The organism is Agromyces cerinus, from assembly GCF_016907835.1.
Taxonomy (GTDB): domain Bacteria; phylum Actinomycetota; class Actinomycetes; order Actinomycetales; family Microbacteriaceae; genus Agromyces; species Agromyces nitratus.
In genome coordinates, this window is record NZ_JAFBCT010000001.1 from 3,038,032 (window position 1) to 3,063,276 (window position 25,245).

Below are 25,245 nucleotides of genomic sequence, written 5' to 3' on the forward strand. Positions count from 1 at the left end.
GACGCCAGCGCGACCGGTTGTGCAAACGTTACACGTTTGACGTTTGACGAACAAGCTACGATTCAGACCAAGAGGAGCTTCGACGGGAGGACGACATGGAGACTTCACCGACTCGCACGCGAGCGGCACCGCGAGAGCTCACGTCGGGAGCGTCGGAGAGCCGTCGAACGCATCGACCCAATCGCCTGAGCACGGTCGTCTCGGAGGAGTTGCTGCGCAGGATCATCTCGGGCGAGTACCCCGTCGGCTCGCTGCTCCCGCCGGAACCGCAGCTGGTCGCGGAGTTCGAGGTCAGTCGACCGGTCGCCCGTGAGGCCATGAAGTTCCTCGAGGCGGCCCGACTCGTCACCATTCGTCAGGGCGAGGGCACCGTCGTGCGCGAATCCTCCGCATGGAACCTCCTCGATCCGAGCGTGCTTCGCACCGCGCTCGCCCTGAACGTGGGAGCACGCATCCGGAGCGATGCCGTGAAGCTCCGCCTCGATCTCGACCTCTCCCTCCTCGCCGAAGCCGCCCCGAATCTGACCGACGACGACTTCGGGGTGATGGAACGGCACCTGCACACCATGGACGCCGAGTCCTCCTTCGACCGCCTGCAGGAGGCCGATCTGGCCTTCCACCGGGTGTACCAGAGCCGCGCCGGGAACCAGCTCACCGAGGGCATCGTGCATCTGCTGGTCGATGAGATGCCACCGCCGAGTCGAGTCGTCGCCGCTCCGCGCGAGTCGTACGACGCTGCGAATCGGCAGCACTGGGCCATCTTCCGTGCGCTCCGCGACGGCCGGACCGACGACGCGCTGAGCACCTTGAGCGAACACATCTCGCAGATGTGGACGTGGGGGGATTCCGCGAACCCGGATCGCTGACCGGCGCCGCTCGCGCACGGTTCGAAGCAGCAGGTCAGCCGAGGTCAGGTGCCCCGCGGAGCACGACGCAGAGGTCGGTGAGCGCATCGAGCTCGAGCACGGTCACGACGTTCCGGCCGGGTCGCGTCGCCGGCCATGGCACGTAGAGGCGCTGCTGCGGCCCGCGGTTCCAGTACCGCCCGAGGCACAGCTCGTTGAACCAGACATATCCCTTGGATCCGCCTGGGATCTCGAGGTAGCCATCCGCCTGCTCCGGCAGCTCGACGTCGGCACGGTAGTACCGCGGGCCGATCGGCGAAACCTCGGCCCCGGCGATGGCGTCAGCCGAGATCTCCGTCCAGGGGAGCTCGCGCAGCTCCGGCAACGCATGCGACGACACGGAGTAGCCGTTGAGCCACTGATTGTCCTGACGCAGCCCGCGAAGTCCCTTGGTCTCGCCGAGCCGGGGTCCGTAGTTCACCCGGCCCATCGATTCGACCATGACCGACACCCGGGCCGGCCCCCCGACCGGAGGCAGGACGGAAATGTCTCCGTCGCGTTCGACGACAGCGACGAGGGCATCGTCGACGCGGACCTGAGCCCGATCGCGCAGCTCGATGAGCTCCAACGGGAGCGGCGCGCGCGGTCCGGGTATCGCGACCTCGTACCTGACGAGCCCGTGATCGAAGCCGAGCTCTTCGAAGGTGGGTGCGACGGCGTACCGGCCGTGTTCCTCGAATTCGACGTCGGCAACGTGGGTCACTCCGACGATCGCATCGTTCATGAGCGGATGCAGGAGCGGGAGTTCGACGGCATCCGTGTCATCCGCCGCGCCGGTGAGCACCTCACGGAGGGCCCGGAACTTGGGCGTGGGTGCGCCTCGCTCGTCGAGTGGCGCGTCGTAGTCGTAGCTCGTGACGGTCGGGCGATACTCGTTCACGCCGCCGCCGCCGACGTGGTTGGCACCGGCCCCCGTCCCGAAGTTGGTGCCCCCGTGCGCCATGTAGATGTTCACGGATCCGCCCGCATCGATGATCTCTGCGAGGGCGCTTGCGGCGTCCTCAGCCGGCCTCGTCACCCGAGGCTGACCCCAATGGTCGAACCATCCGTTCCAGAACTCCATGCAGAACGGCAGGTCGTCCGGGCGGTGGCGCGCCAGTGCGGCGAACGCGGCGGGCGCCTCCGATCCGAAGTTCACCGTCGCCCGAAGACCGGGAACCGTGCCGCCCGAGAGGCAGACATCCGTCCAGCCGTCGCTCGTGAACAGCGGGACCGTGACGCCGCGGTCCTCCAGGCCTCTCGCGAGCGCCGCCAGATACGCAGCGTCCGTGCCGAACGACCCGTACTCGTTCTCGACCTGGACCATGAGCAGGCTGGGGTGATCGACGAAGGTCGGCACGACCGCATCGAGGTATCGCCCGACGGCGTCCATGAATTCCGGATGACTCGTGCGCACGTGCTTGCCCACTCGTCCGGTCAACCAGGAGGGAAGGCCGCCGTTGTCCCATTCCGCGCAGATGTACGGGCCCGGCCGCACGATCGTGCGGAGCCCTTCGGCATGCGCGCAATCGAGGAACCGGGTGATCTCGTCGAGCCGCTGCCACTGCCCTTCACGAGGTTCATGGACGTTCCAGGCGAGGTAGGTCTCGACCGTGTCGAGGCCCATCGCCCGCATCGATCGCATCAGGTCGGGCCACTGCTCCGGCAGCGAGCGGAAGTAGTGGATCGCGCCGGCGAGGACGCGAGGCGCGCGAGAAGAAGGGTCCATGGTGTCCATTCGTCGTGAGTCGATCAGATCTTGACGGCGCCGGCGGTGAGGCCGACGCGCCAGTACTTCTGCAGGCTGATGAAGGCGATGGCGAGCGGGATGATCGACAGCAGCGAGCCGGTGATCACGAAGTGATAGTTGAGCTCACTGGGTTGGCTGCCCCAGAAGTAGAGGCCGAGCATGGCCGGCCAGAGCTCCGCGTCGTTCAGCGTGACCATCGGGAGGAAGAAGTTGTTCCAGATGCCGACGAACGAGAAGAGGAAGACGGTCAGGAGAGCCGGGCCCATGATCGGCAGCGCGATCGTGGAGAAGATCCGGATCTCACCGGCGCCGTCGATGCGAGCCGCATCGAGCAAGTCGTCCGGAACGCTCTCCTGCGCGGTGATTCGCGCGAGGAACACGCCGAACGGGCTGACGAGGCTCGGGATGATCACCGCCCACATGGTGTTGATCATCCCGAGGGACGAGAACAGCAGGTAGAGCGGCATGACGAGCAGCGATGCCGGCAGGAGGATCGAGGCGAGGATCGCGCCGAAGAGGGCGCCCTTGCCGGGGAAGCTGTACTTCGCGAACACGTATCCGGCAGCGGCGCTGAGGAGTGTGGCACCGATCGCACCGCCGCCGGCGTAGATCAGCGAGTTCAGCATCCATCGCACGAAGAGCCCGTCCTGGCGGGTGAGGACGGCGACGATGTTGTCGAGCAGGGCGAAGTCCTCGCCGAACCAGAGCGGAGGGCTGGAGAACAGCTCCGAGCTCGATTTGGTGGATGCGGTGAGGAGCCACCAGATGGGGATCAGGAAGTACACGACTCCGAGGAAGAGCACACCGCGAATGAAGAGGCGGCTGGTGAACCTGGGCATCAGACGGCCGCCCGCCGTGCGGTGATGACGTTCGCCAGGCGCAGGAATCCGAACGACAGGACGAAGGTCCCGAGGGCCAGGAGCACGGCCATGGCCGCGGCGACCCCGTAGTTGTTGAGCCCGAAGGCGACGTCCTGCACCGCCATGTTCGGCGTGTACCCCGAGGTGATCGCGCTGGAGTAGGACTTCAGCACGGTCGGCTCGGCGTAGAGCTGGACCGTTCCGACGATGGAGAAGAAGGTGGTGAGCACGAGCGCCGGCGCGACCAGCGGGATCTTGATGCTCCACGCGATCCGCCACGCCCCGGCGCCGTCGATGGCAGCCGCTTCGTAGAGCTCCTGCGGGATGCCGGTCAGCGCCGAGTAGATCACGAGCATGTTGTAGCCCGTCCAGGTCCAGGTGACGATGTTCGCGATCGACCAGAGCACGACGTCACTCGAGAGGAAGTCGACGTCGATGCCGACGTTCGCGAGGGCGGCGACGAACGGACTCGTCCCGGGGAGGTAGAGGAAGGCCCACAGGATCGCCGCGATCACCCCCGGTACCGCGTACGGCAGGAATGCCGAGAGCCGGACGAACTTCGGGTAATTGCCCTTGAGCGCATCCACCGCGAGGGCGAGGGCGAGGGCGACGATGAGCATGAGCGGCACCTGGACGATGCCGAACACGAGCACCCGCCCGACCCCCTCGAGCAGATCCGTCTTCTGGATCGCGTTCACATAGTTCACGAACCCCGCGAACGCCCGCTCGCCGCCGATGCCCAGCCCCGATCGCTTCTCGGTGAAGAAGCTCTCGACGACGGCGTACACGAGCGGCACCACGAACGAGAACACGAAGAGCACGAGGAACGGCAGCAGGAGGAGCCAGATGGCCCTGCGCTGGGAGCGACGGATGGTGGTGCGACCGACCGCGCGGAACCGCGGCGGTCTGCTGGCGATCGTTCGGACGGCAGTGGTGGTGGTCATGATCGGTCCTTGTTCAGTGGCGTTCGGATCCAGGCGGAGGGTTCCCCGGCGTGCGGGCGCCGGGGAACCCTCCGGTCATGGAACATCGTCACTCGGTGACGCTGAGCCCCTTGGTGGTGAGTGCGTCGACCAGTGAGGCCTGGGCGACGTCGAGGCCCTCCACCATCGTCCGGGTGCCGTCGAGCACCGGCTTCATGGCGTCGGCGTACGCACTGCCCGTCTCGGCGTTCGCCGGTCCGAACTGCCAGTTCGGGTTGATCGTGGGTGCGGCGGCGGCGAACACCTCGTACACCTTCTGCCCGCCGTAGAACTCGAGCGGTTCACTGAGCGAGCCGAGGCCGGTTCCGTTGGTCGCGGCCGGGAAGGATGCCGCGTCCTCGATGAGGATCTCGAGTGCACCGTCATCCGTGCTCATCCAGTTCGCGAAGTCGACCGCGCCCTGGACGTCGTCGCAGCCGGTGAGCACCGAGGTGGCGGATCCGCCGGCGGTTCCCGTGCTCACGGTGTCGTCGTCGATGTTGGGCATCGGCGCGACCCGCCACTTGCCCGAGGACCCCGCCGCGGCGCCCTCCAGCACGGTCGCCCACCAGACCGGGGCGACGTAGCTGGCGATGGTGCCATCCTGAACGGCGGCGAACCACTCCGGGGTCTCGGGATCGGTGACCTTCGTGAGGTCCTCGTCCATCATCTTCTGCCAGTAGGCGGCGACGTCCTTCGTCTCGGCGCCGTTCATCGACACCTTCCACTGGTCGTTCTCACTCGAGTACCAGGTGCCTCCGGCCTGCTGCACGAACCCGGCGATCTGATAGGTGATCGCCGGCGCGAAGGACGAGAGGTAGACGTTCGGATCTGCGGCGTGGACCGTCGCAGAGTCGGCCGCGAACTGCTCCCAGGTCGTCGCCGGGGTGACACCGAACTTCTCGTACACGTCTGCGCGGTAGAACAGGGCGAGCGGGGCGATGTCGACCGGCACGCCGTAGATTCCCTCGCCGACGCCCATCGCCGCCCATGCACTGTCCGGGAACCCGTCGCGGTACTGGTCGATCTCCTCGGAGATGTCGACGAGCGAGCCGTCGACGGTGAGTGTGGGCACGGACTCGTTCCCGACCTGCGCCAGGCACGGTGCGTTGCCGGCCTTCACCGCTGCCTGCATCTTCGTGTATCCGCCGTCGCCGCCGGAGGCGGTCGTCTCGAACTTCACCTGCTGATCATGCGAGGAGTTCCACAGATCGACGACCTTCTCGTACGCGGGGTTCCACCCCCAGAACACCAGCTCGCTGTTCTCGGCTTCCGGGGCGGTGGCGGCGCACCCGGCGAGCATCGAACCCAGCATCGCGGCTGAGACGGCGGCGGAAACGATCCCGCGCGCCTTTGGACGGGCCTTGCTCATGTTCTTCTCCTTCAGTCGGTTCGTCGTTGTCTTACGGGGTGTTCGCGGCGATCGGCGTCTTCGACGTCGCAATGACATCGGAGAATCGGATCTCCGGAAGTCCGACCTCATCGAGGCCGTACAGGTGCTTCGCGCTGCTGTCGAAGGCGCGGGTGAGCGCTCCGAGCACCGCGGCGTCGTCACCGAGGTGGGACGCGATGATGGCCGGCTCGTAGAGGAGCCATCCCTTGTCGATGAGGCGCTGACGCAGCAGCGACACGATCGTGTCGCCGTGCTCCGCCGCATCGCAGCCCACGACGATGCAATCGGGATCGACGACCTGGCCGATCATCCCGACCAGCTCGGCGAGACCGTCGACGAAGTCGTCTCGCTTCGCGGCGGCCTCCGGCTCGCTCGCATCCGCACGTTCCAGGACCGCGCGCAACGAAGGTTCGTCGGCCCAGCCCAGATCGCCCTGCGGATCGATGGGCAGCGGCAGGCTCGCGCCGGCAAGTGCGCCGGCTGAGTCGTGGCTGCCGAGGCGCAGCTTTCCATCGAGAACGAGGGCCGCGGAGATGCCACTGCCGATGCGGATGTAGAGCATGTCCGGAATGAGTCGCGCCGCGCCGATGCGATGCTCCGCCAAAGCCGCCAGGTTGACGTCGTTGTCGACGCGAACTTCGCAGCCGAGCATGCGGGACAGGTGCTCGGTGAGGTCGACGCCCTCCCAGTCGGGGTAGGCGCCGGATGCGCGCAGGCGGCCGTCGGCACCCACCCAACCGGTCAACGCGACGTGCGCCGCCACCAGACGGGACACGGTTCCGCCTGCCTCGGCGAGGGCCGCGGTGGTCTCGTGCGTGACGAGCCTGAGCCGGGCGAGCGAGTCCTTCGGGAGAGGCGCTCCGGACCGCCGCTGGGCGAGCACCCGTCCGCTGATGTCCGCGATGACCACCGTGATGCCGGCCCGAGCGATGTCGATGCCCGCCACGAAACCCGCCCGTTCGACGAACTCGAACACCCGCGCGGGGCGACCAGTCGCCGTGTCCGATCCGCCTTCGATCTCCTTGACGAGGCCGCGCTCGACGAGCCGCGCCAACGCGACCTCCACCGTCGGGCGCGACACGCCGACGCTGCGACTGAGAGTGCCGACTGAGGAACGACCGTGGTCACGCAGCCACAGCGCGCATTGGGTCTCGTTCTCTTGACGGATCGCGCCGACGCGCGCTCCGTGACGGTTGCTCTTGACCACGTTCTCGATGCCTCATCCTCAGATCGACGGGACTTATGCAAGTACATTGCATCTGATTTATCTCACCGTAGGGCCGACATGGATATGAATCAAGGGCAATCGTCGAATTGGGTGCAAGAACCTTGCATCTGGTGGAACCGCGCGGTTCCGAAGGTCGACAGGGAGACTCCAGACGACGAGAAAGGCCCCCGCGGATCGCGGGGGCCTTTCTCGGGTTCGCGGAGCATGTGCCCGTGGCACGGCGAAGGCCCCCGCAGATGTGCGGGGGCCTTCGAGAGCGGAGACGAGGGGATTTGAACCCCTGGTCCCCTTACGGGGACTCCACCTTAGCAGGGTGGTGCACTCGGCCGGACTATGCGACGTCTCCTCGCGCGCCCTTGCGTGCATGCGCGAAAGTCATCATAACCCGAGGACCCCGCGGATGACGATTCGAGGGGCAGTGCTACTGGTCTTCGAGTGTGCGACCCGCGGAACAGCGGGTCTCTGCCGCGGTCTGACCGGTGACATCGCTCGGCAGCGCCTCGGCCGTCGGCGCCGGCGGCGTCGTGGCGTCCGCTCCTTCGGCAGGCGCCTCCTCCTCGACCGGGGCCTCGGCCTCGGGTGCCGCATCGACGGCCGTGGGATCGCCGGCCGACGCGAACGCCGCTTCATCGGCCTCGGGATCGAAGGCGACCGGCAGGTCGTTCTGAAGGGCCGTGTTGACGATCTCCGCCGAATCGGACGGAATGAGATCACCGTCGGAGTAGCCCGTCGGGTACTGCACGAACGCGATCTTGCTCAGATCGGTGTCTTTCAGGGCGCTCGCGATCGAGATCATGGTCGTCGGGTCCATGAGGCTGTCGGAGAGCTCCATGTTCGCGAGCGCGGCCTTCGCGATGCCGTAGAGCTTGACCGGGTCGCTCAGCGTGCCGTTCGACTGCAGCGTTCGCGCGAGCGCTGACATGAAGACCTGCTGGTTCGAGATGCGGCCGAGGTCGCTGCCGTCGCCGACGCCATGGCGGGTGCGAAGGAACTGCAGGGCCTGCATGCCAGAGAGCTCCTGCATGCCGGCGGGGAGGTAGAGATCGGTGTGCTCGTCTTCGATCGGCTCGGCGATGCAGACGGGAACGCCGCCCACCGCCTCGGAGAGCCCGGCGACCCCCAGGAACTGCACGGTGCCGGCGAACAGGATCGGCACGCCGACGAGCTGCTCTACCGTCTTGACGACGCACGGCATGCCGCCGAGCGAGAGCACCGAGTTCATCTTCACGCCGTACTGCTCGTACAGCGGATCGCCCGCGGGGTCTGCGGGATCGACGCACGCGGGCACATCGACCAGCATGTCGCGGGGGAAGCTGATGACCGAGGCGTTCGTGTGGTCTTCGGAGATGTGCAGGAGCATGGTGACGTCGTTGAGCACAGCCGTCTCCTCGTCGGGATCGCCGAACCCGTCGCCCTGGCCCTCGCGGCTGTCGCTGCCGATGAGCAGCAGGTTCACGCCGCCGTCGATGGCCCCGACATCGGGGACGCCCTCGAGCATGTCTTCATTGCCGAGCGTGACGCTGGGCTTGGCGGTGTTGGCGAGGTCCCACGCCGCATAGGCCGCGACGGACACGCCGGAGACCAGGGCGACCGCGACGAAGGTCGCCGTCACCTTCGCGAGCGTGCGCCAGATGCTGCGTCGCTTCAGGCGACCGTGGCGCACGACCGGCGTCGACGATGCTGCGCGTCGTGCGCTGGATCGAAGCTCTTCTGCCACCGGTGTCCTCTCGTGTCGTCGATTCGCGCGGAGGGCGTGGGATTCGAACCCACGAGGCATTGCTGCCCACTGGTTTTCAAGACCAGCTCCATCGGCCGCTCGGACAGCCCTCCATGCCCGTGCGATCACATGGATCGTGCAGGCAGGCGCCATTCTAGCCGTTGCGCGTTTCGATCAGCCTCTCAATCCCTCCTGAGAGCACCCTGAGGCGACTCGAGGCGTCGCTGATCAGCCCTCGTTCGCGGTCGTGCAGCGCACTTCGTCGCCGGTGAGTCCGGTGATGTCGCCGGGCAGCGTCTCGGCGGGCGGCGACGTCGCCGGGGCGTCGGTCGCGGCGGCAGGGTCCGGTTCGGGCGCCGGCGCGGTCGGGTCGGCCACGGTGCCGAACTCCACGTTGTCGTTCGCGGTCGGATCGAGCGCGACGGGCCGGTCCTCCTGCAGCGCGAGGTTGATCGCCTCGGCGGACTCGGTCGGCACCACGTGCTGGCCGTCGCCCGCCTCTGCGGTCGGGTACTGGATGAACGCGATCTTCGAGAGGTCGGTGTCCTGCAGCGCCTTCGCGATCGAGATGAGGGTCGCCGGGTTCTGCAGCTCCTTCGAGAGCTCCATGTTCGAGAGCACGGCCTTCGCGATCGAGTACAGCTTCACGGGGTCGTTGAGCGTGCCGCTCGACTGCAGCGTGCGCGCGAGCGACGCGAGGAACGCCTGCTGGCTCGCGATGCGCCCGAGGTCGCTGCCGTCGCCGACGGCGTGCCGGGTGCGCAGGAACGCGAGTGCGTCGTATCCCGAGATCGTCTGCGTTCCGGCCGGCAGATGCAGGCCCGAGTCGACGTCGTCGATCGGGTCGATGAGGCACACCTCGACGCCGCCGACGGCTTCGGACAGCGCGGCGACGCCCTTGAACTCGACGACGCCGGCGACCGGGATCTTCGTGCCCGTCAGCTGCTCGACCGTGAGCGCCACGCACCCGAGCCCGCCGTGCTCGAGCACGCTGTTGAGCGGCACCCCCGACATCGCCGAGAGCGGACCCGACGCCGGGTCGACCGGGTCAGGGCACTCGGGCACCGGCACGATCATGTCGCGCGGAAGGCTCACGACCTCGACGTGCGAGTGGTCCTGCGAGATGTGCAGCAGCATGTTGACGTCGTTGAGGTCGCCCGAATCCACTTCCGGGTCGCCGAACGATCCGTCGAGCGGTCGCTTGTCGCTGCCGACGAGCAGGAAGTTGAGCCCGCCGTCCATCGCGCCGATGTCGGGCACGCCGTCGAGCAGGTCAGCGTTCGCGAGCGAGACGCCGGGCTTGACCGAGCCGACCAGGTCGATCGCCGCATACGCCGCGACGGATGCCGCGCTCACGGCGAGCACCGCGACGACGGATGCCGCGAGCTTCAGGTACGTCGAAGCAGCACTGCGCCTGGGAAGACGCCCGTGGCGGGGCACCGCCGTCTGCTCGGCAGCAGCCGTCTGCTCGGCAGCGGCCTGCTGGTCGCCCGTCTCGCTCATCGCACCCCTCCGACTCGGCCGATTCTATGCTGGTCGGCTCGGAGCCTCCCGACACCGGCGCGAAGCGCGGCGCGTCACGGCAGCGAGTCGAGCACCGCCGCAAGCCCGGCGTCGTCGACCGAACCGCCCACCTCGTTGGCTGCCTCGCGCACCTCGTCGGGCGCCTGGCCCATCGCGACGGCGCGGCCGGCTGCGCCCGCCCACGCGAACATCTCGAGGTCGTTGCGCCCGTCGCCGGCGGCGAGCACGCGGTCGATCGGCAGGTCGAGCCAGCCGCGCACCCGTTCGAGTGCGGTCGCCTTGTTGACCCCGTCGGGAGCGATGTCGAGCCAGGCCGTCCAGCCGATGGCATAGCTCACGTGATGCAGGCCCATCTGGTCGACGATGCCGAAGAACTCGTCGAGGCCGTGCTCGAGGCTCGTGACGACGACGCGCGTGGCACGGTGGTCGAGCAGCTCGTCGAAACGCACCTCGCGGGCGTTCTCGAGGTTCCACTCGGTCATGCCCTCGGTGTAGAGGCGGTAGCCGTCGGGCAGCTCGACCATGAACTTGCCGGCCGGCAGGAACCCGCGGATGCGCTCGAGCACCTGCGTCGGATCGAACGTCTCGACGTGGCGTCGGATGTACCCGTCGGGCGCCGCGTCGTCGCGCTGCATCGTGATGGCGCCGTTCGCGCACACGACGTACTCGGGCGTGAGCCCGAGCTGGCCGAGTACCGGAGCGGTCGTCGCCCAAGAGCGACCGGTCGCGAGCGTGACGACGTGGCCGCGGTCGCGGGCGGCTGCCACCGCGTCGACGACGACCGGGTCGATCGACCCGTCTTCGTGCATGATCGTGCCGTCGACGTCGAGCGCGACGAACCACTGCTCGTCGACGGCGACGTCGGGGCGCGGCATCCGCTCGATGCTCATGCGATCGGCTCGAGCACCTCGAGGCCGCCGAGGTAGCCGCGAAGCGCCTCGGGCACCACGACCGAGCCGTCGGCCTGCTGGTGGGTCTCGAGGATCGCGACGAGCCAGCGCGTCGTCGCGAGCGTGCCGTTGAGCGTCGCGACGGGAGCCGTCTTGCCGGTCTCGGTGCGGTGACGGATGTCGAGGCGGCGCGCCTGGAACGTCGTGCAGTTCGAGGTGGAGGTGAGCTCGCGGTAGGCGTTCTGCGTGGGCACCCACGCCTCGACGTCGTACTTGCGGGCGGCGCTCGTGCCGAGGTCGCCGGCCGCGGTGTCGATCACGCGGTACGTGAGGCCGAGGTCCTGCAGCATGCCCTCCTGCCAGCCGAGCAGGCGCTCGTGCTCGGCCTCGGCGTCGGCCGGGTCGATGAAGGTGAACATCTCGAGCTTGTTGAACTGGTGCACCCGGATGATGCCGCGAGTGTCTTTGCCGTGGCTGCCGGCCTCGCTGCGGTAGCAGGTCGACCAGCCCGCATAGCGGATCGGCCCGTTCGAGACGTCGATGATCTCGTCGGCGTGGTAGCCGGCGAGCGCGACCTCGCTCGTGCCCGTGAGGTAGAGCTCCTGCTCGGGCAGGTAGTACACCTCGTCGGCGTGCGCGCCGAGGTAGCCGGTGCCCTGCATGATCTCGGGGCGCACGAGCGTGGGCGTGATGAGCGGGGTGAAGCCGGCCGCGATCGCCCGGTCGAGGCCCATGTTCATGATCGCGAGCTCGAGGCGGGCGCCGATGCCCTTGAGGTAGTGGAAGCGCGCGCCCGAGACCTTCGCGCCGCGCTGCATGTCGATGGCGTCGAGCAGCTCGCCGATCTCGAGGTGATCGCGGGGCTCGAACTCGAACGCGGGGATCTCGCCGACCTCGCGCAGCACGATGAAGTCGTCTTCGCCGCCGGCCGGCACGCCGTCGATGACGATGTTGCCGAGCCGCTGCACGGCGAGCGTGAACTCGGCCTCGGCGTCGCTCGCGGCCTGGTTCGCGGCCTTCACTCGGGCGGCGAGCTCCTGCGCCTCGGCGACGAGGGCGGCCTTGGCCTCTTTCGGGGCCTGCGCGACCTGCTTGCCGAAGGCGTTCTGCTCGGCGCGGAGCGCCTCGAAGACGGTGATCGCGGTGCGCCGCGCGGCATCGGCTTCGACGGCCGCGTCGACGAGCGCCACGGACTCGCCTCGGAGTTCTTGCGAACGCTTGATGAGGTCGGGGTTCTCGCGAAGCAGCACGGGATCGATCACCCGAGCAAGTCTAGCCGCGGCATCCGACCCCCTGATCTGCGGTTGCATCCATCGGCGAGCGCGGGTGTACCGGGTGGATTCCCGGCGCGATGCAATACCGTTGGCAGCGTGACGGCAGACCAGCAGGGGGCGGCGGATGTCGCGGGCCGACGCCCGCGAGCCGCCGTGATCTTCAACCCCACCAAGCAGGGCGTCGAGACGCTGCGTGCCGCGGTCGCGGCGGCAGAGGAGCGTCAGCACTTCTCCCCCTCGCTCTGGATCGAGACGGCGGCCGACGATCCGGGCAAGGGCATGGCGCGCGAAGCCCTCGAGGCGGGCGTCGACCTCGTGATCGCCGCGGGCGGCGACGGCACCGTGCGCTCGGTGGCCGCGACCCTCCGAGGCACCGGCGTGCCGCTCGGACTCGTGCCCATCGGCACTGGCAACCTCTTCGCCCGCAACCTCGAGATCCCCGTCAACGACCAGGCCGACGCCGTCGTGCTCGCCTTCGCGGGCCTCGACCGTGCCGTCGACGTCATCGTCGCCGACGTCACACGCGCCGACGGAACCGAGGAGACCCACGTCTCACTCGTCATGAGCGGCATCGGCATCGACGCCGCGATGATCTCGAACACGAACCCCGACCTGAAGAAGCGCGTCGGTTGGCTCGCCTACGTCGATGCGGGTCTGCGGGCCCTCCCCGCCTCGAAACCGTTCCGCGCCGTGCACCGGCTCGACGCGGGCCGACACCACCGCTCGAAGGTCTCGAGCATCCTCGTCGCGAACCTCGGCTACCTGCCGGGCAATATCGAGCTGATCCCCGACGCCGAGATCGACGACGGCAAGCTCGACGTGGTGGTGCTGGCACCGCGGAACCTCTTCGGCTGGCTCCTCATCTGGCGCAAGATCACGTGGGAGAACCGCGTGCTGCGCAAGTCCGCACTCGGCCGGCAGTTCCTCGACCTCACGGGCGGCAACCGGCGCAGCGAGATCGTCTACCTGCGCGGACGGGCGGTCGACCTCGAGATCGACGGGGCCCCCGAGGAGTTCGAGATCGACGGCGACGAGTTCGGGCTCGTCGCCGCGGCGCGGTTCACGGTCGATCCGGCCGCGCTGATCGTTCGAGTTCCGAGCTGATCGTCGCGCGACGCACCTCGACCGCGACGAGCGCCACGAACGCGGCGATCGCGGCGAGCGCGAGCGGGCCGACCAGGGTCTGCGCGAACTGGCCGAGCGCGATCTGGGCGAACACGTCAGCCTGTTCACCGGTGGGGTTGCCGTTTCCGTCGAAGACGAGGCCGGCGTTCGCGAACGAAGCCTCCGAGGCCCTGCCGACGGCCCAGGCGACGCCGACGACGCCGAGCGCCCCGATCGAGACGAGTGCCCACCATGCCGTGCCGCGGCCGAGCCGGCCCTCCGCATCGTCGCTCGCTTCGACGGCACCCCGGAGGTGCAGGAACGCCGCGAGCGCCGTGACCACGACCACGCCGGTCGCCCCGGCCATGATCAGCGACGGCGACAACGTCCAGCCCAGGTCTCGAAGCCACTGATCCCCCGACGAGACCGTGCCGGTGTAGTAGCCGATGTCGGAGTTCACCATCCACGACAGATACGCCCCGGCGGCGAACGCCGCGAGCGTGACCGTCCATCCGGCGATGAGCCAGCCGATCGCCGACCGGCCCGACGAGACGGCCTCGACGACGAACGCGTCGCGGGCCTGCTCCTCGTGGTCGACCTCGTTGCGAGCCCGCTCGACGACGCGCTCGGCACGAGGACCCGAGTCGACCGCGGAGACGGGGGTCGCGGGTGCCGGCCGACCCCCACCCGATGACGGACGACCGGCGTCGCTCGTCGCGATCGGCGCCGGCGCGGGCGGATCGGGAACCCGCAGCCTCGCCGCAGGCACGGCCGCCGCTGCATCCGTCGTGATCTCCTCGCCGCCTGCGTAGCCTCGCTGGTATCGCGGATCGAACCGCGGATCGATACCGCTCGTGGCGCCTTCGCTCACGTCAGCTCCTCCGGTCAGGGCCGCCCGATCAGTCGGGTTCGCCGCTCAGCAGGCCGCGCAACCAGTCGCGCGCCTCGATGAAGATGCCGTCATCGTACTTCGAGTGGTACGCGACCGTCTGCTCGTCGGCCCTCGGGTACGACCCGAGGAAGATGACGTTGGGGCTCGTGCGGCGCAGGCCGAGCAGTGCGTCGGCGACCCGCTCGTCGGCGATGTGCCCGTCGACGTCGACGACGAACCGGTAGCGGCCGAGGGCGTCGCCGATGGGCCGCGACTGGATGAGCGAGAGGTTCACGCCTCGCGTCGAGAACTGCTCGAGCATCGCGAGCAGGGCGCCCGGTTCGTCGTCGGGCAGCTCGACGATGAGGCTCGTCTTGTCGGCTCCGGTCGGCTCCGGCAGTTCGCGGGAGCGGCTGACGAGCACGAAGCGCGTGACCGCGTTGGGGTTGTCGCCGATGTCGCGGGCGAGCACGTCGACGTCGAGGTGGTCGGTGATGCCGGGCGGCGCGACGGCCGCGTCGGCCTGGCTGCCTTCGAAGAGGGATGCCGCGGCCGACACGTTGCTCGTCGCGGGAATGTGCCCGTGGTCGGGGAGTTCTCGCTCAAGCCAGCCGCGCGACTGCGCGTATGCGACGGGATGGGCGTTGACGACCCGGACCTCGGCGAGCGTGGTGCCGGGCCGGGCCACGAGCACGAAGTTCACCGGCACGAGGTACTCGCCGAGGATGCGGAGGCCGGGCACGGTCGCGAGCGCGTCCTGCGTCGCCGTCACGCCGCCGTCGATCGAGTTCTCGATCGCGATCATCGCGGCGGTCGAGCGGCCGCTCGTGACGTCGGCGAGCGCTTCGCCGACGTTGTTGACGCCGCGCCAGTGCTTTCCGGATGCCGCGGCGACCTGCTTCAGCGCCGCCTCGGTGAATGTGCCGGCCGGCCCCAGGTAGGAGTAGGTCTCCTCGGGCGGTGTGGGCGCGGCATCCGTCATGCAGGCCAGCCTATCCACCGGGCCGTGACCGAGCGGCTAGCGTCGACACCGTGCGACGCCGTGCGACCGCGCGGCGCCGTGCACCGTGAGGAGGGCCCCGATGACCACGATCGACGAGCACCGGACCGTGCCCACCGACGTCGAGCGGCTCGCGGCGCTGCGCCGCATGAAGCGCGTCGCGACGGGGCTGCTGATCGGCGCAGCCGTCGTCTTCGCGGTGTCGTTCGCCCTGCAGGACGAGGTGCCGTGGCTCGCCTACGTGCGCGCGGCCGCCGAGGGCGCCATGGTCGGCGCGATCGCCGACTGGTTCGCGGTGACGGCGCTGTTCCGCCACCCACTCGGCATCCCGATCCCGCACACCGCGATCATCCCGAACCGCAAGGACGAGATCGGCGCGACCCTCGGCGCCTTCGTCGAGCACGAGTTCCTCTCCGACGAGGTCGTGCTCGGCAAGCTCCGCTCGATCGGCATCGCCCGCCGGCTCGGGGGCTGGCTCGCGACGCCCGCCAATGCCGAGCGGCTGACCGCCGAGGCATCCGTCGCCGCACGCGGCGTGCTCACCCTGCTCGGCGACGACGACGTCGAGGACGTGATCGAGCGGCTCGCCAGGCGCCACCTCTTCGAGCCCGAGTGGGGCCCGGCGATCGGCCGGGTCGGCGCCCGGCTCGTGGCCGCCGACCAGCAGCGCGCCGCGGTCGACGCCGTGCTCGAGAAGGCCGAAGGCTGGCTCGAGGCACACCCCGAGGCATTCGGCAGCATGGTCTCCGACCGGCTCCCCCGCTGGATGCCCGGCTTCGTCGACCGGCTCGTGGACGACCGCGCCGCCCGCGAGGTGCTCGCGTTCATCCGGGTGGTGCGCGCCGACCCTGCGCATCCCCTGCGCCTCGCGATCGACCGCTACCTCGCCGAGCTCGCCGACGACCTGCAGCACGACCCGGCGATGATCGCCCGGGTCGAGCAGCTGAAGGACGAGCTGCTCGCGAGCCCGCGCGTGCGCGAGTTCGCGGGCGAGGCGTGGGCCTCGGTGAAGGCCACACTCGATGCCGCGCTCGCCGACCCCTCGAGCGAGCTGCGGTCCGGGCTGACCGCGGCGGTCGTCGAGGTGGGCGCCCGACTCGTCGTCGACGAGGGCCTCGCGGCGAAGGTCGACACCTGGGTGACTGATGCCGCGGCCTACGTCGTGCGCAACTACCGACACGAGATCGCGGGGGTCATCACCGAGACCGTCGAGCGGTGGGATCCGCGCGAGACGACCGAGAAGCTCGAGCTGCAGGTGGGACGCGACCTGCAGTTCATCCGCATCAACGGCACCGTCGTCGGCGCGCTCGCGGGGCTCGCGATCTACTCCATCGCCACGGCGGTGCACGCGCTCGTGTGAGCTCCCTCCCCCATCGGAGAGATCGTCGGCAACGGTTGCAGAGCCGGACGCATCGACCGTGACGCGGCACCGCGCCGGTGCCAGACTGGTCGCATGCACGAGCGCGCAGGCACCCCGGCCATCGAATCCGACCTCATCGACGTGGAGGCCCTCGTCAGGGCGTACTACGAGCTGCATCCCGATGCGTCGGTGCCCGAGCAGCGCGTCGCCTTCGGCACCTCCGGCCACCGCGGCTCCGCGTTCAACACCGCGTTCAACGAGGACCACATCCTCGCCATCACGCAGGCGATCGTGGAGTACCGCGCCTCGCAGGGCATCACGGGCCCGCTCTTCATCGGCGCCGACACCCATGCGCTCAGCGCCCCCGCGCAGACGACCGCGCTCGACGTGCTCGTCGCCAATCAGGTGCGCGTGCTCGCCGACGAGTTCGACGACTACGTGCCGACGCCCGCGCTCTCGCACGCCATCCTGAAGTGGAACAACGACCCCGCCAAGCGCGCAGAGGGCGAGGCCGACGGCATCGTCATCACGCCGTCGCACAACCCGCCGCAGGACGGCGGGTTCAAGTACAACCCGCCGCACGGCGGCCCGGCCGACTCCGACGCCACCTCGTGGATCGCCGCCCGCGCCAACGAGCTCATCGCCGACGGCCTGAAGGGTGTCAAGCAGGCCGAGCCGAGCGGCGTCGAGACCTACGACTTCCGCGGCAACTACGTCGACGACCTCGCGAACATCATCGACTTCGACGCGATCCGCGCGTCGGGCATCCGTATCGGCGCCGACCCGCTCGGCGGGGCATCCGTCTCGTACTGGGGCGCGATCCGCGACCGCTACGAGCTCGACCTGACGGTCGTCAACGAACGCGTCGACCCGACCTGGTCGTTCATGACCCTCGACTGGGACGGCAAGATCCGCATGGACCCGTCGTCGCCGAGCGCGATGGCCTCGGTGCTCGCCCACGAGGGCTTCGACATCCTCACGGGCAACGACGCCGACGCCGACCGGCACGGCATCGTCACGCCCGACGGCGGCCTCATGAACCCCAACCACTACCTCGCCGTCGCGATCGAGTACCTGTTCGGCCACCGTCCGAACTGGCGAGCGGATGCCGCGATCGGCAAGACGCTCGTGTCGAGCTCGATGATCGACCGGGTCGCCGCGGCACTCGACCGTCGGCTCTGGGAGGTGCCGGTGGGCTTCAAGTGGTTCGTGCCCGGCCTCGTCGACGGCTCGGTCGGCTTCGGCGGCGAAGAGAGCGCGGGCGCCTCGTTCCTGCGCTTCGACGGCACCGTCTGGACGACCGACAAAGACGGCATCCTGCTGTGCCTGCTGGCCTCCGAGATCCGCGCGGTCACCGGCAAGTCGCCCTCCGCGCTCTACGCGGAGCTCGTCGAGCGCTTCGGCGACCCCGCCTACGAGCGCACGGATGCCGCGGCATCCGCTGCCCAGAAGGCGGCACTCGGCAGGCTCGACGGCGACGCCATCGCGGCGACCGAGCTCGCCGGCGACCCGATCACGGCGAAGCTCTCGCACGCGCCGGGCAACGGTGCGGCGATCGGCGGGGTGAAGGTCGAGACGGCCGACGCGTGGTTCGCGGCGCGGCCGAGCGGCACCGAAGACGTCTACAAGATCTACGCCGAGTCGTTCAGGGGCGCGGAGCACCTGCGGCTCGTGCAGGCCGAGGCGAAGGCGATCGTCGACGCGGCGCTCGGGGGCTGAGCCTGCCGGCCCCTGCGGATTGAGCCTGTCGAAACCGAGCTCTCGCCGAAGTGGGTTTCGACAAGCTCAACCCGCAGAGCGAGGTCAGCGCAGCGAGAAGTAGGTGACGCCGCCGCCGCCCGAGGCGAGGGCCTCGTCGACGTTCCAGTAGTCGGCGTCCTTGGTGTGGCCGCCGACCCAGACGGCCGTGCCGTTCGCGGTGTGCTCGACGCGCGTGACGACGGCGGTGTGATCGCGGTCGCCCGAGCCGTCCCAGTCGAACTGGGCGATGTCGCCGACCTTCACGAGGCCTCGCTGCGAGTCGTCGAGGGGCGTCGCGAGGTCGGGGCGGCCGTACAGCCAGTCGCGCATCGCCGTCGAGCTCGACCAGCTCGGCGACATCGCACCGGTGGCCCGGTCGTAGTACCAGCCGGCATCCATCTTCCAGCCTCGGGCCACGAGCGACTGGCTCGTGAAGTTCGCGCAGTCGACACCGCTCAAGACGGTGTACTGGGCGGTGTTGTAACTGCTCCAGTAGGTGAGCACGTAGTCGCGCTGCGCGTCGATCGCGGGGTTCGAGGTGTAGGTCAGGGTGAGCGACTGCGTCGGCGCGTGCAGCGCGGCCTCGTCGATCTCGATGAGCTGGGCGGCGAGGGAGGCCGGGGCGGCCGCGCCGGCGACGGTCGCGGTGCCGGGGGCGGCGACGGTGATCGGCGCGCCGGAGGCATCCGTGAACGCCACCGCGACGTCGCCGAGCGAGGTGTCGGCGACGGCGGGAACCTGGAACGTCAGCTGGTCGGGGGTCGCCGCGACGATGGGTGCGGCGACGCCGCCGACGGCGACCTGGGCGACCTGGTCGAGCTCCTCGCCCGCCACCGTGACCTGGGTGCCCCCGGTGAACGGCGCAGCTGCAGTGGAGAGTCCGCTCGTGACCGCGGGCCGTGCCGCGATCGAGACCGGTGCCGCGATGACGTCGCCTTCGGCCGCGGAGGACGCGGTGTCCGCAGTGCCCTCGGTGCCCGACACGCTGTCGCCGGCCGACGCGAGCTTCGTGTCGTCCACCGCGGATGCGGCGACGGCGCCGAACGCGCTGACGCTCAGGATCGCGCTCGCGCAGCCGAGCGCCATGAACCTCCGGGTCGCGCCGCTCGAGGGACGACGGTTGGGCACGCGCTCGGCGCGGTGCCGCGCACGGCGCTCGGCACGGCGCTCGAGGTCGGCCGGGGCGGCCCGCATCGCGCCGGCGACAGGCGTGCCACCGGTTTCGGGGGCGGCGTCGGCATCGGGGGCGGCACCGGCGTCGGGGGTCGCACCGGCGTCGGGGGTCGCGTCCGTCGTCGGGTCGGTCGAAGGCGTCGCGGCGCCCGACGTGGGAGCGCGATAGGTCGAGCGGCGACGTGCGGGTGGTTCAGCGGGCGTGGAGGCAGACGAGAAGAAGGGGAAGGGCACAGGCGGGATTCCGGGTACGTGATCGGGGGGGAAGTCCACAACCCCATCACGCGAATTTGTGAGGAAGCCTCTCAAACTCTGGGAAGGCGATGAGAGCGCGCTCTCGCCCGGAAATCCGGGACTTCGACGTCGCGCCCCGCTCCCGTTGGCGGCATCGGGCGAACTGTTCTAGTATTTATAGAACAGTTTGAAAGGTTGTGCCGATGTTGATCCGAGTCGACCCGACGAGCGGCACGCCGATCTTCGCCCAGATCGCCGCTTCCGTCCACGCCGACGCAGCGGCCGGCCGGCTCAGGGCCGGCGACCGCCTGCCGTCGGCACGCGACGTCTCCGAATCACTGGGCGTCAACCTGCACACGGTGCTGCGCGCCTACCAGCAGCTCCGCGACGAAGGGCTCGTCGACATGCGCCGTGGCCGAGGCGCCGTCGTCACCGACGCGGTCGAGCCCCTCGCGCACCTGCACCACGACATCGCCGCGCTCGTCGAGCGCGCCCGCACCCTCGGCCTCGCCGCCGACACTCTCGCCGCCCTCGTGAAGGAGAACTACCGATGACCGCGCCAGCCGACGTCCGCACCGCCCGCCGCCGCTTCCTGCTGATCGGCTGCGCGCTGCCTGCGGCCATCACCCTCGTCGGCGTCGGGCTGATGGTCGCGTGGCTCCCCCAGGTTCCGCCGACGGTCGCCACGCACTGGAGCGGCAGCGGCCCCGACGGATTCGGCCCTGCATGGTCGGTCCCGCTCGGCACGGCCGTGCTCGGGCTCGGCCTCGTCGCGCTCTTCGCGGGCATCATGCTCGTCGGCACGCGCGACGGCCGGTGGGGCCCGATGCTGCGACTGCTCGCCGCCCTCTCGCTCGGCACGGTCGTGCTGCTCGTCGTGGGCATCACCTGGTCGTTCGGAATGCAGCGGGGCCTCGCAGACCCGCTCGACGCACCCGACATCGGGCTGCCGCTCCTCGTGAGCATCCTGCTCGCCCTCGGAGCGGGGGTCGGCGGGTGGTTCGCCCAACCGAACGTCACGACCGACGGACGCACCCCCGCGCGCACCGTCGAACCGCTCGACCTCGCCGCCGGCGAGCGAGCGGTCTGGGTGCGCACCACGACGATGACCCGGGCCGGAATGATCGCGATCGTCGCGAGCATCGTCGCGCTCGCGATCGGCACGGTCGTCGTCGCCGCCACCGGCTCGACGGCATGGTGGGTGATGCTCGGGGTGACCGTGCTGCTCGTGCTCCTCGCCGCCACGACCTTCGTGTTCCGGGTGCGCGTGGACGACCGCGGCCTCGTCGTCCGTTCGCCCCTCGGCATCCCGCGCTTCGGCGTGCCGCTCGAGGAGGTCGCGGCGGTCGCCGTGCGGAACGTGCATCCGACCGCCGAGTTCGGAGGTTGGGGCATCCGTCTCGCTCCCGACGGCGCGTTCGGCATCGTGCTCCGCGCCGGCGAGGCTCTGGAGGTCACCCGCCGCAACGGCCGACGATTCGTCGTGACCGTCGACGACGCGGCCACCGCGGCCGCCCTGCTCGAGGCTCTCAGCGCGCGGGAGCGCGTCGACCCGCCTGCTCGCTGAGACCCGTGCGGCGTGCACGCACCCCGGCGACGACGAGCGGCACGAGCACGAGCAACGCCACGACGTTCACTCCGGCGAAGCCCGCGGCCCCCAGCACGACGCCCGACAGGGCAGCGGATGCCGCGGCAGCGAGGTTCATCGCGGCATCCGTGGCACCCTGCAACGGCACCCGGATCGACGGCGCGACAGAGCTCGTGAGCAGTGTCGACCCGCCGATGAGCCCGCACGACCAGCCGAGGCCGAGGAGGCCGAGCGCGAGGGGCACGAGCAGCATGTCGTCGGCGGGCGCGAGGATGCCGATGAGCGCCGCCGTCGTCAGGATGCCGATGCCGATGCCGATCACGCGCGGCGGGCCGATGCGGTCGACGAGCCACCCGACGAGCGGGCTCGCGCCGTACATGCCGATGATGTGGATGCTGATCACGACGCCGACGAGCGAGAGCGAGAGGCCGTGCGCGGTCATGTGCACCGGGGTCATCACCATGACGCCGACCATGACCGTGTGCGAGCACACGATCGCGAGGATCGCGAAGAGCGACCTCGGCTCGCGAGCGGCGATGCGGAACGCCGCCCACGCCCCGATGGGTTCGGCAGCGGGCGCCGCTCCCCCGTCATCGGCGACATGGTCGGGGGCGAGCTCATCGGCCTGCGTGGCCGCGGCCTCGGGAGCGCTGCTCGCGGCATCCGTCGCCATCGTGCCCGGCTTCGGGAGCCGGAGGAGCGTCGCCACGAGCAGGGTCGACAGCGCGAACGCGATGCCCGAGAACAGGAACGGACCGACGAGCGGCGGCAGCCCGAGCGCGATGCCCACGGCGTCGCCCGTGGCCGAGAGCAGCGGACCGGCGACCGAGCCGATCGTCGTCGCCCAGAGCACGATCGACATGGAGCGCGCCTCGAAGCCGGCGGCGGCGACCTCGGTCGCAGCGAATCGGGCCTGCAGGCCTGCGGCGCTGCCGGCGCCGAACGCCGCGAGACCGAGGAAGACGAGCGGCACCCAGCCGCTCGCCGCAGCTGCGATCACGAGCACGGCGCCGGTCATGGCGAGCGCATAGCCGGTGGCGAGTGCGACGTGGCGGCCCGAGCGCACCGCGAGCCGTGCGAGCGGAATCGCGACGATCGCGGCGCCGAGCACGCTCGCCGACTGGGCGAGGCCCGCGAGGGCGACGACGCCGGTGAGCTCTTCGACGAGCAGCGCCGCGACGGCGATGCCCGACGCCACGCCGACACCGGCGAGGAGCTGGTTGACGACCAGCACCGTGAGCGAGAGGCCGCGATGCGGCACGCGCTCACTCATACTCGGGCGCTGCAGGCAGGCCGAAGAACTCCTCGAGCGTCGTGACGCCGGTCTCGTGCATCTCGGTCGCGAGCGGCACGCCGACGTAGCGGAAGTGCCACGGCTCGAACTCGTATCCGGTGACGGGCGTCTTGTCTGCGGGGTAGCGCAGGATGAACCCGAATCGCCACGCGTTGTCGCGCAGCCAGATGCCCTCGGCCGTGTCGGCGAAGCACGCGTCGAGCGAGCAGTCGCCGCTCTCGGCGCCGATGTCCATGACGAGTCCGGTCTGGTGCTCGCTGAACCCCGGGCGCGCGGTGAGCAGGTCGTCCCCGTCGTAGATCTCCTCCTGCGTGCTGTACGAGCGGTACGCGCTGTTCGAGGCGAGCGAGAGGTCGGCCTCATCTGATGCCGCCTGGAACATCGCGACGATCGCGTCGGAGGCCTCCTGACGCAGCAACGGCTCCCAGGTGTACGGCACGGGCACGTCGACGAGGTCGTCGGGCTCGAAGTCCTGCGGGTTCAGGGGGCGCAGCTTGTCGACGACCACCCAGATGCTGTTCGGGTCGTCGAGCGAATGCGCGGTGCGGTCGAACGTGTCCACGGTCGCGGGCGGCGGTGCCTCACCAGGCGCCGGGCGAGGGGTCGGCGTCTCGGTCGAACCGGATGCCCCTGCGCCCCCCGCCCCCGCGGCCGACCCGGCCGAGACTGCGCCGATCACGACGACGGCGACGGCGACCAGAACCAGACTCAGGGCGCCCGCGATCGTGAGTCGTCGTCGCTGCACCGCCTCGTCGGAGGCCTCGGAACGTTCACTCGATGACACCGTGCGAGTCTACGCCGGGCCTGCTGAGCGCTGACTGGCGCGCTGCCCGGCACCCGAATGGCGGGGGCTGATCACTCGCCGGGAACACTGGGTGAGAGCGCTCTCTTGACAATCGCCCTCCACCTGCATAGAGTCACGTCTCGAATCGTGAGAGCGCTCTCACCGTTCCTGACGAGAGCGCTCTCACGCACTGTGACACATTCCCGTCCACGCACACACAAAGGAGTGACCGTGAAGCTCTCACGCCACACGAAGGTTGCCGCAGCCGTAGCCGGCGCAGCGACCATCGCCCTCCTCGCCTCCGCCTGTTCCACAGGTGGCGGCGACGAGGCCGAAGGCGACATCACCCTGACCGTCACCACGTTCGGCACGTTCGGATACGACGACCTCTACACCGAGTACGAGGAAGCCAACCCCGGCGTCACGATCGAGGCCACCAACATCGACACGGGCGGCAACGCTCGCACCGACGCGTTCACCAAGCTCGCCGCGGGCTCGGGCCTCTCCGACGTCGTGGCGATCGAGGAGGGCTGGCTCGGCGCGATCATGGAGGTCTCGGACCAGTTCGTCGACCTCGCCGACTACGGCATCGCCGACCGCAAGGGCGACTGGGTCGACTGGAAGTACGAGCAGGCGACCGACCCCGAGGGCCGGGTCATCGGCTACGGCACCGACATCGGCCCCACCGGCATCTGCTACAACGGCCCCGCGCTCGAGGCTGCGGGCCTGCCGAGCGACCGCGAGAGCGTCGCCGAGCTGCTGAACGGCGATTGGGCGCACTACTTCGACGTCGGCCGCCAGTACCAGCAGGCCACCGGCAAGGCGTGGTTCGACCACTCCGGCTTCGTCTGGAACTCGATGGTCAACCAGATGCCCGAGGGCTACTACACCGCCGACGGTGAGCTGAACGTCGAGGACAACGCCGACCTCAAGGCGAACTACGACCTGCTCGCCGGCGCGGTCGGCGACGGCCTCTCGGCCGCGCAGACGGCCTGGGACTGGAACGGCGGCAAGTCGTTCGTCGACGGCACCTTCGCGACGTTCGTCTGCCCGGGCTGGATGCTCGGCGTGGTCCAGGGCCAGGTCGAGACCGGTGGCGGCGACGCCTCCACCGGCTGGGACTTCGCCGACGTCTTCCCCGGCGGCGCAGCCAACTGGGGCGGCGCGTTCCTCTCGGTCCCCGAGACCTCGGAGCACAAGGAAGCCGCCGCCAAGCTCGCAGACTGGCTCACGCAGCCCGAGCAGCAGGTGAAGCAGTCGGCCGCCGCGGGCAACTTCCCGAGCACCGTCGAGGCGCAGGAGACCCTCGCCTCCGAGGCGACGCCGAACGAGTTCTTCAACGGCGCCCCCACCGGAGCGATCCTCGCCGCCCGCGCCGAGGGTGTCGTCGCCCAGTTCAAGGGACCCGATGACTCGGTCATCCAGGAGAACGTCTTCGGCCCGCCGCTGTCGGCACTCGACCGCGGCGAGATCGACGCGGCCGCCGCCTGGGACCAGACCATCGAGCTGCTCCACGAGCTCGTCGGCGAGTAGTCCCACCTGAGGAATCGGAGGGCCCTCGGGCGCTGCCCCGGGGGCCCTCCCCTTCTCCGCCACCTCCCACGACTGGACACGC

General features: G+C 69.8%; 21 protein-coding genes and 2 tRNA genes. 7 read left to right on the top strand and 16 right to left on the bottom strand.

Features of this window, described 5'->3' with window-relative positions; translation table 11 throughout:
- The first annotated feature begins 95 nt into the window (after positions 1-95).
- Positions 96-866 (top strand): FadR/GntR family transcriptional regulator, encoded by a 771-nt coding sequence (locus JOE59_RS14170; RefSeq protein WP_275581169.1) that lies wholly within the window; start codon positions 96-98, stop codon positions 864-866.
- 34 nt (positions 867-900) lie between these two features.
- Here JOE59_RS14170 and JOE59_RS14175 read toward each other — a convergent pair whose 3' ends face one another.
- From JOE59_RS14175 to serS, 11 genes are all read right to left on the bottom strand, one after another.
- Positions 901-2,613: a beta-galactosidase gene (locus JOE59_RS14175; RefSeq protein WP_204461421.1), complete on the bottom strand. Its 1,713-nt coding sequence runs from the start codon at positions 2,611-2,613 to the stop codon at positions 901-903.
- A gap of 23 nt (positions 2,614-2,636) precedes the next feature.
- Entirely contained in the window at positions 2,637-3,473 is an 837-nt protein-coding gene (locus tag JOE59_RS14180; protein ID WP_204461422.1) for a carbohydrate ABC transporter permease, read from the bottom strand.
- Positions 3,473-4,438 (bottom strand): carbohydrate ABC transporter permease, encoded by a 966-nt coding sequence (locus JOE59_RS14185; protein ID WP_204461423.1) that lies wholly within the window; start codon positions 4,436-4,438, stop codon positions 3,473-3,475. The genes JOE59_RS14180 and JOE59_RS14185 overlap by 1 nt, the downstream gene beginning before the upstream one ends.
- Positions 4,439-4,526: 88 nt before the next feature.
- The gene (locus JOE59_RS14190; RefSeq protein WP_204461424.1) at positions 4,527-5,828 is read right to left on the bottom strand and encodes an ABC transporter substrate-binding protein; all 1,302 of its coding nucleotides are present in this window, start codon (positions 5,826-5,828) and stop codon (positions 4,527-4,529) included.
- A gap of 31 nt (positions 5,829-5,859) precedes the next feature.
- Entirely contained in the window at positions 5,860-7,056 is a 1,197-nt protein-coding gene (locus JOE59_RS14195) for an ROK family transcriptional regulator (protein WP_204461425.1), read from the bottom strand.
- Between the two features lie 278 nt (positions 7,057-7,334).
- Positions 7,335-7,423: transfer RNA gene (locus JOE59_RS14200), tRNA-Ser, on the bottom strand.
- Positions 7,424-7,498: 75 nt separating this feature from the next.
- Positions 7,499-8,794 (bottom strand): LCP family protein, encoded by a 1,296-nt coding sequence (locus JOE59_RS14205; RefSeq protein WP_307837081.1) that lies wholly within the window; start codon positions 8,792-8,794, stop codon positions 7,499-7,501.
- A gap of 28 nt (positions 8,795-8,822) precedes the next feature.
- Positions 8,823-8,907 (bottom strand) — tRNA-Ser (locus JOE59_RS14210).
- A 115-nt stretch (positions 8,908-9,022) separates the two neighbouring features.
- Positions 9,023-10,297: an LCP family protein gene (locus tag JOE59_RS14215; RefSeq protein ID WP_204461429.1), complete on the bottom strand. Its 1,275-nt coding sequence runs from the start codon at positions 10,295-10,297 to the stop codon at positions 9,023-9,025.
- 74 nt (positions 10,298-10,371) lie between these two features.
- The gene (locus JOE59_RS14220) at positions 10,372-11,193 is read right to left on the bottom strand and encodes an HAD family hydrolase (RefSeq protein ID WP_204461431.1); all 822 of its coding nucleotides are present in this window, start codon (positions 11,191-11,193) and stop codon (positions 10,372-10,374) included.
- 11 nt (positions 11,194-11,204) lie between these two features.
- A complete protein-coding gene (serS, locus tag JOE59_RS14225) occupies positions 11,205-12,470 on the bottom strand; it encodes a serine--tRNA ligase (RefSeq protein ID WP_204461433.1) in 1,266 nt (421 codons plus the stop codon).
- Between the two features lie 108 nt (positions 12,471-12,578).
- Here serS and JOE59_RS14230 point away from each other — a divergent pair, with 108 nt between their 5' ends.
- Positions 12,579-13,586: a diacylglycerol/lipid kinase family protein gene (locus tag JOE59_RS14230; RefSeq protein ID WP_204461436.1), complete on the top strand. Its 1,008-nt coding sequence runs from the start codon at positions 12,579-12,581 to the stop codon at positions 13,584-13,586.
- Here JOE59_RS14230 and JOE59_RS14235 read toward each other — a convergent pair.
- Positions 13,543-14,457 carry a hypothetical protein gene (locus tag JOE59_RS14235; RefSeq protein WP_204461438.1) on the bottom strand — a complete coding sequence of 305 codons (915 nt, stop codon included), beginning with the start codon at positions 14,455-14,457 and terminating at the stop codon, positions 13,543-13,545. The two genes, JOE59_RS14230 and JOE59_RS14235, sit on opposite strands and share 44 nt — an antisense overlap.
- Positions 14,458-14,485: 28 nt before the next feature.
- Complete coding sequence (pheA, locus tag JOE59_RS14240) at positions 14,486-15,439, bottom strand: prephenate dehydratase (RefSeq protein WP_204461440.1); 954 nt, start codon at positions 15,437-15,439, stop codon at positions 14,486-14,488.
- Between the two features lie 100 nt (positions 15,440-15,539).
- Between pheA and JOE59_RS14245 the strand changes: the two genes are divergently transcribed.
- Together JOE59_RS14245 and pgm are read left to right on the top strand one after the other, a co-directional pair.
- The gene (locus tag JOE59_RS14245; RefSeq protein WP_204461442.1) at positions 15,540-16,817 is read left to right on the top strand and encodes a DUF445 domain-containing protein; all 1,278 of its coding nucleotides are present in this window, start codon (positions 15,540-15,542) and stop codon (positions 16,815-16,817) included.
- 93 nt (positions 16,818-16,910) lie between these two features.
- Positions 16,911-18,536, top strand: a complete 1,626-nt coding sequence (pgm, locus tag JOE59_RS14250; protein ID WP_204461444.1) for a phosphoglucomutase (alpha-D-glucose-1,6-bisphosphate-dependent) — start codon at positions 16,911-16,913, stop codon at positions 18,534-18,536.
- An 84-nt stretch (positions 18,537-18,620) separates the two neighbouring features.
- On the opposite strand, the gene JOE59_RS14255 is transcribed toward pgm, so the two are convergent.
- The gene (locus JOE59_RS14255; RefSeq protein WP_204461446.1) at positions 18,621-19,964 is read right to left on the bottom strand and encodes an amidase domain-containing protein; all 1,344 of its coding nucleotides are present in this window, start codon (positions 19,962-19,964) and stop codon (positions 18,621-18,623) included.
- 203 nt (positions 19,965-20,167) lie between these two features.
- Between JOE59_RS14255 and JOE59_RS14260 the strand changes: the two genes are divergently transcribed.
- On the top strand, positions 20,168-20,518 hold the full coding sequence (locus JOE59_RS14260; RefSeq protein ID WP_204461448.1) for a GntR family transcriptional regulator: 351 nt from the start codon (positions 20,168-20,170) through the stop codon (positions 20,516-20,518).
- Positions 20,515-21,531: a DUF1648 domain-containing protein gene (locus JOE59_RS14265; protein WP_204461449.1), complete on the top strand. Its 1,017-nt coding sequence runs from the start codon at positions 20,515-20,517 to the stop codon at positions 21,529-21,531. The genes JOE59_RS14260 and JOE59_RS14265 overlap by 4 nt, the downstream gene beginning before the upstream one ends.
- Here JOE59_RS14265 and JOE59_RS14270 read toward each other — a convergent pair.
- Together JOE59_RS14270 and JOE59_RS14275 are read right to left on the bottom strand one after the other, a co-directional pair.
- On the bottom strand, positions 21,494-22,825 hold the full coding sequence (locus JOE59_RS14270) for an MFS transporter (RefSeq protein WP_204461450.1): 1,332 nt from the start codon (positions 22,823-22,825) through the stop codon (positions 21,494-21,496). The two genes, JOE59_RS14265 and JOE59_RS14270, sit on opposite strands and share 38 nt — an antisense overlap.
- Positions 22,818-23,630: a M15 family metallopeptidase gene (locus tag JOE59_RS14275; protein WP_307837082.1), complete on the bottom strand. Its 813-nt coding sequence runs from the start codon at positions 23,628-23,630 to the stop codon at positions 22,818-22,820. The genes JOE59_RS14270 and JOE59_RS14275 overlap by 8 nt, the downstream gene beginning before the upstream one ends.
- Before the next feature lie 231 nt (positions 23,631-23,861).
- Between JOE59_RS14275 and JOE59_RS14280 the strand changes: the two genes are divergently transcribed.
- Positions 23,862-25,163, top strand: coding sequence for an ABC transporter substrate-binding protein (locus tag JOE59_RS14280; RefSeq protein WP_204461451.1), 1,302 nt, complete (start codon positions 23,862-23,864; stop codon positions 25,161-25,163).
- Positions 25,164-25,245: the final 82 nt, after the last annotated feature.

What these genes read in the sequence shown, in the direction of transcription:
- JOE59_RS14260 (WP_204461448.1), top strand. Translation starts at nt 20,168, where the DNA reads ATGTTGATCCGAGTCGACCCGACGAGCGGCACGCCGATCTTCGCCCAG.
- JOE59_RS14220 (WP_204461431.1), bottom strand. Translation starts at nt 11,193, where the DNA reads ATGCCGCGCCCCGACGTCGCCGTCGACGAGCAGTGGTTCGTCGCGCTC.
- JOE59_RS14245 (WP_204461442.1), top strand. Translation starts at nt 15,540, where the DNA reads ATGACCACGATCGACGAGCACCGGACCGTGCCCACCGACGTCGAGCGG.
- JOE59_RS14185 (WP_204461423.1), bottom strand. Translation starts at nt 4,438, where the DNA reads ATGACCACCACCACTGCCGTCCGAACGATCGCCAGCAGACCGCCGCGG.
- JOE59_RS14215 (WP_204461429.1), bottom strand. Translation starts at nt 10,297, where the DNA reads ATGAGCGAGACGGGCGACCAGCAGGCCGCTGCCGAGCAGACGGCTGCT.
- pgm (WP_204461444.1), top strand. Translation starts at nt 16,911, where the DNA reads ATGCACGAGCGCGCAGGCACCCCGGCCATCGAATCCGACCTCATCGAC.
- JOE59_RS14175 (WP_204461421.1), bottom strand. Translation starts at nt 2,613, where the DNA reads ATGGACCCTTCTTCTCGCGCGCCTCGCGTCCTCGCCGGCGCGATCCAC.
- JOE59_RS14190 (WP_204461424.1), bottom strand. Translation starts at nt 5,828, where the DNA reads ATGAGCAAGGCCCGTCCAAAGGCGCGCGGGATCGTTTCCGCCGCCGTC.
- JOE59_RS14270 (WP_204461450.1), bottom strand. Translation starts at nt 22,825, where the DNA reads ATGAGTGAGCGCGTGCCGCATCGCGGCCTCTCGCTCACGGTGCTGGTC.
- JOE59_RS14170 (WP_275581169.1), top strand. Translation starts at nt 96, where the DNA reads ATGGAGACTTCACCGACTCGCACGCGAGCGGCACCGCGAGAGCTCACG.
- JOE59_RS14265 (WP_204461449.1), top strand. Translation starts at nt 20,515, where the DNA reads ATGACCGCGCCAGCCGACGTCCGCACCGCCCGCCGCCGCTTCCTGCTG.
- JOE59_RS14180 (WP_204461422.1), bottom strand. Translation starts at nt 3,473, where the DNA reads ATGCCCAGGTTCACCAGCCGCCTCTTCATTCGCGGTGTGCTCTTCCTC.
- pheA (WP_204461440.1), bottom strand. Translation starts at nt 15,439, where the DNA reads ATGACGGATGCCGCGCCCACACCGCCCGAGGAGACCTACTCCTACCTG.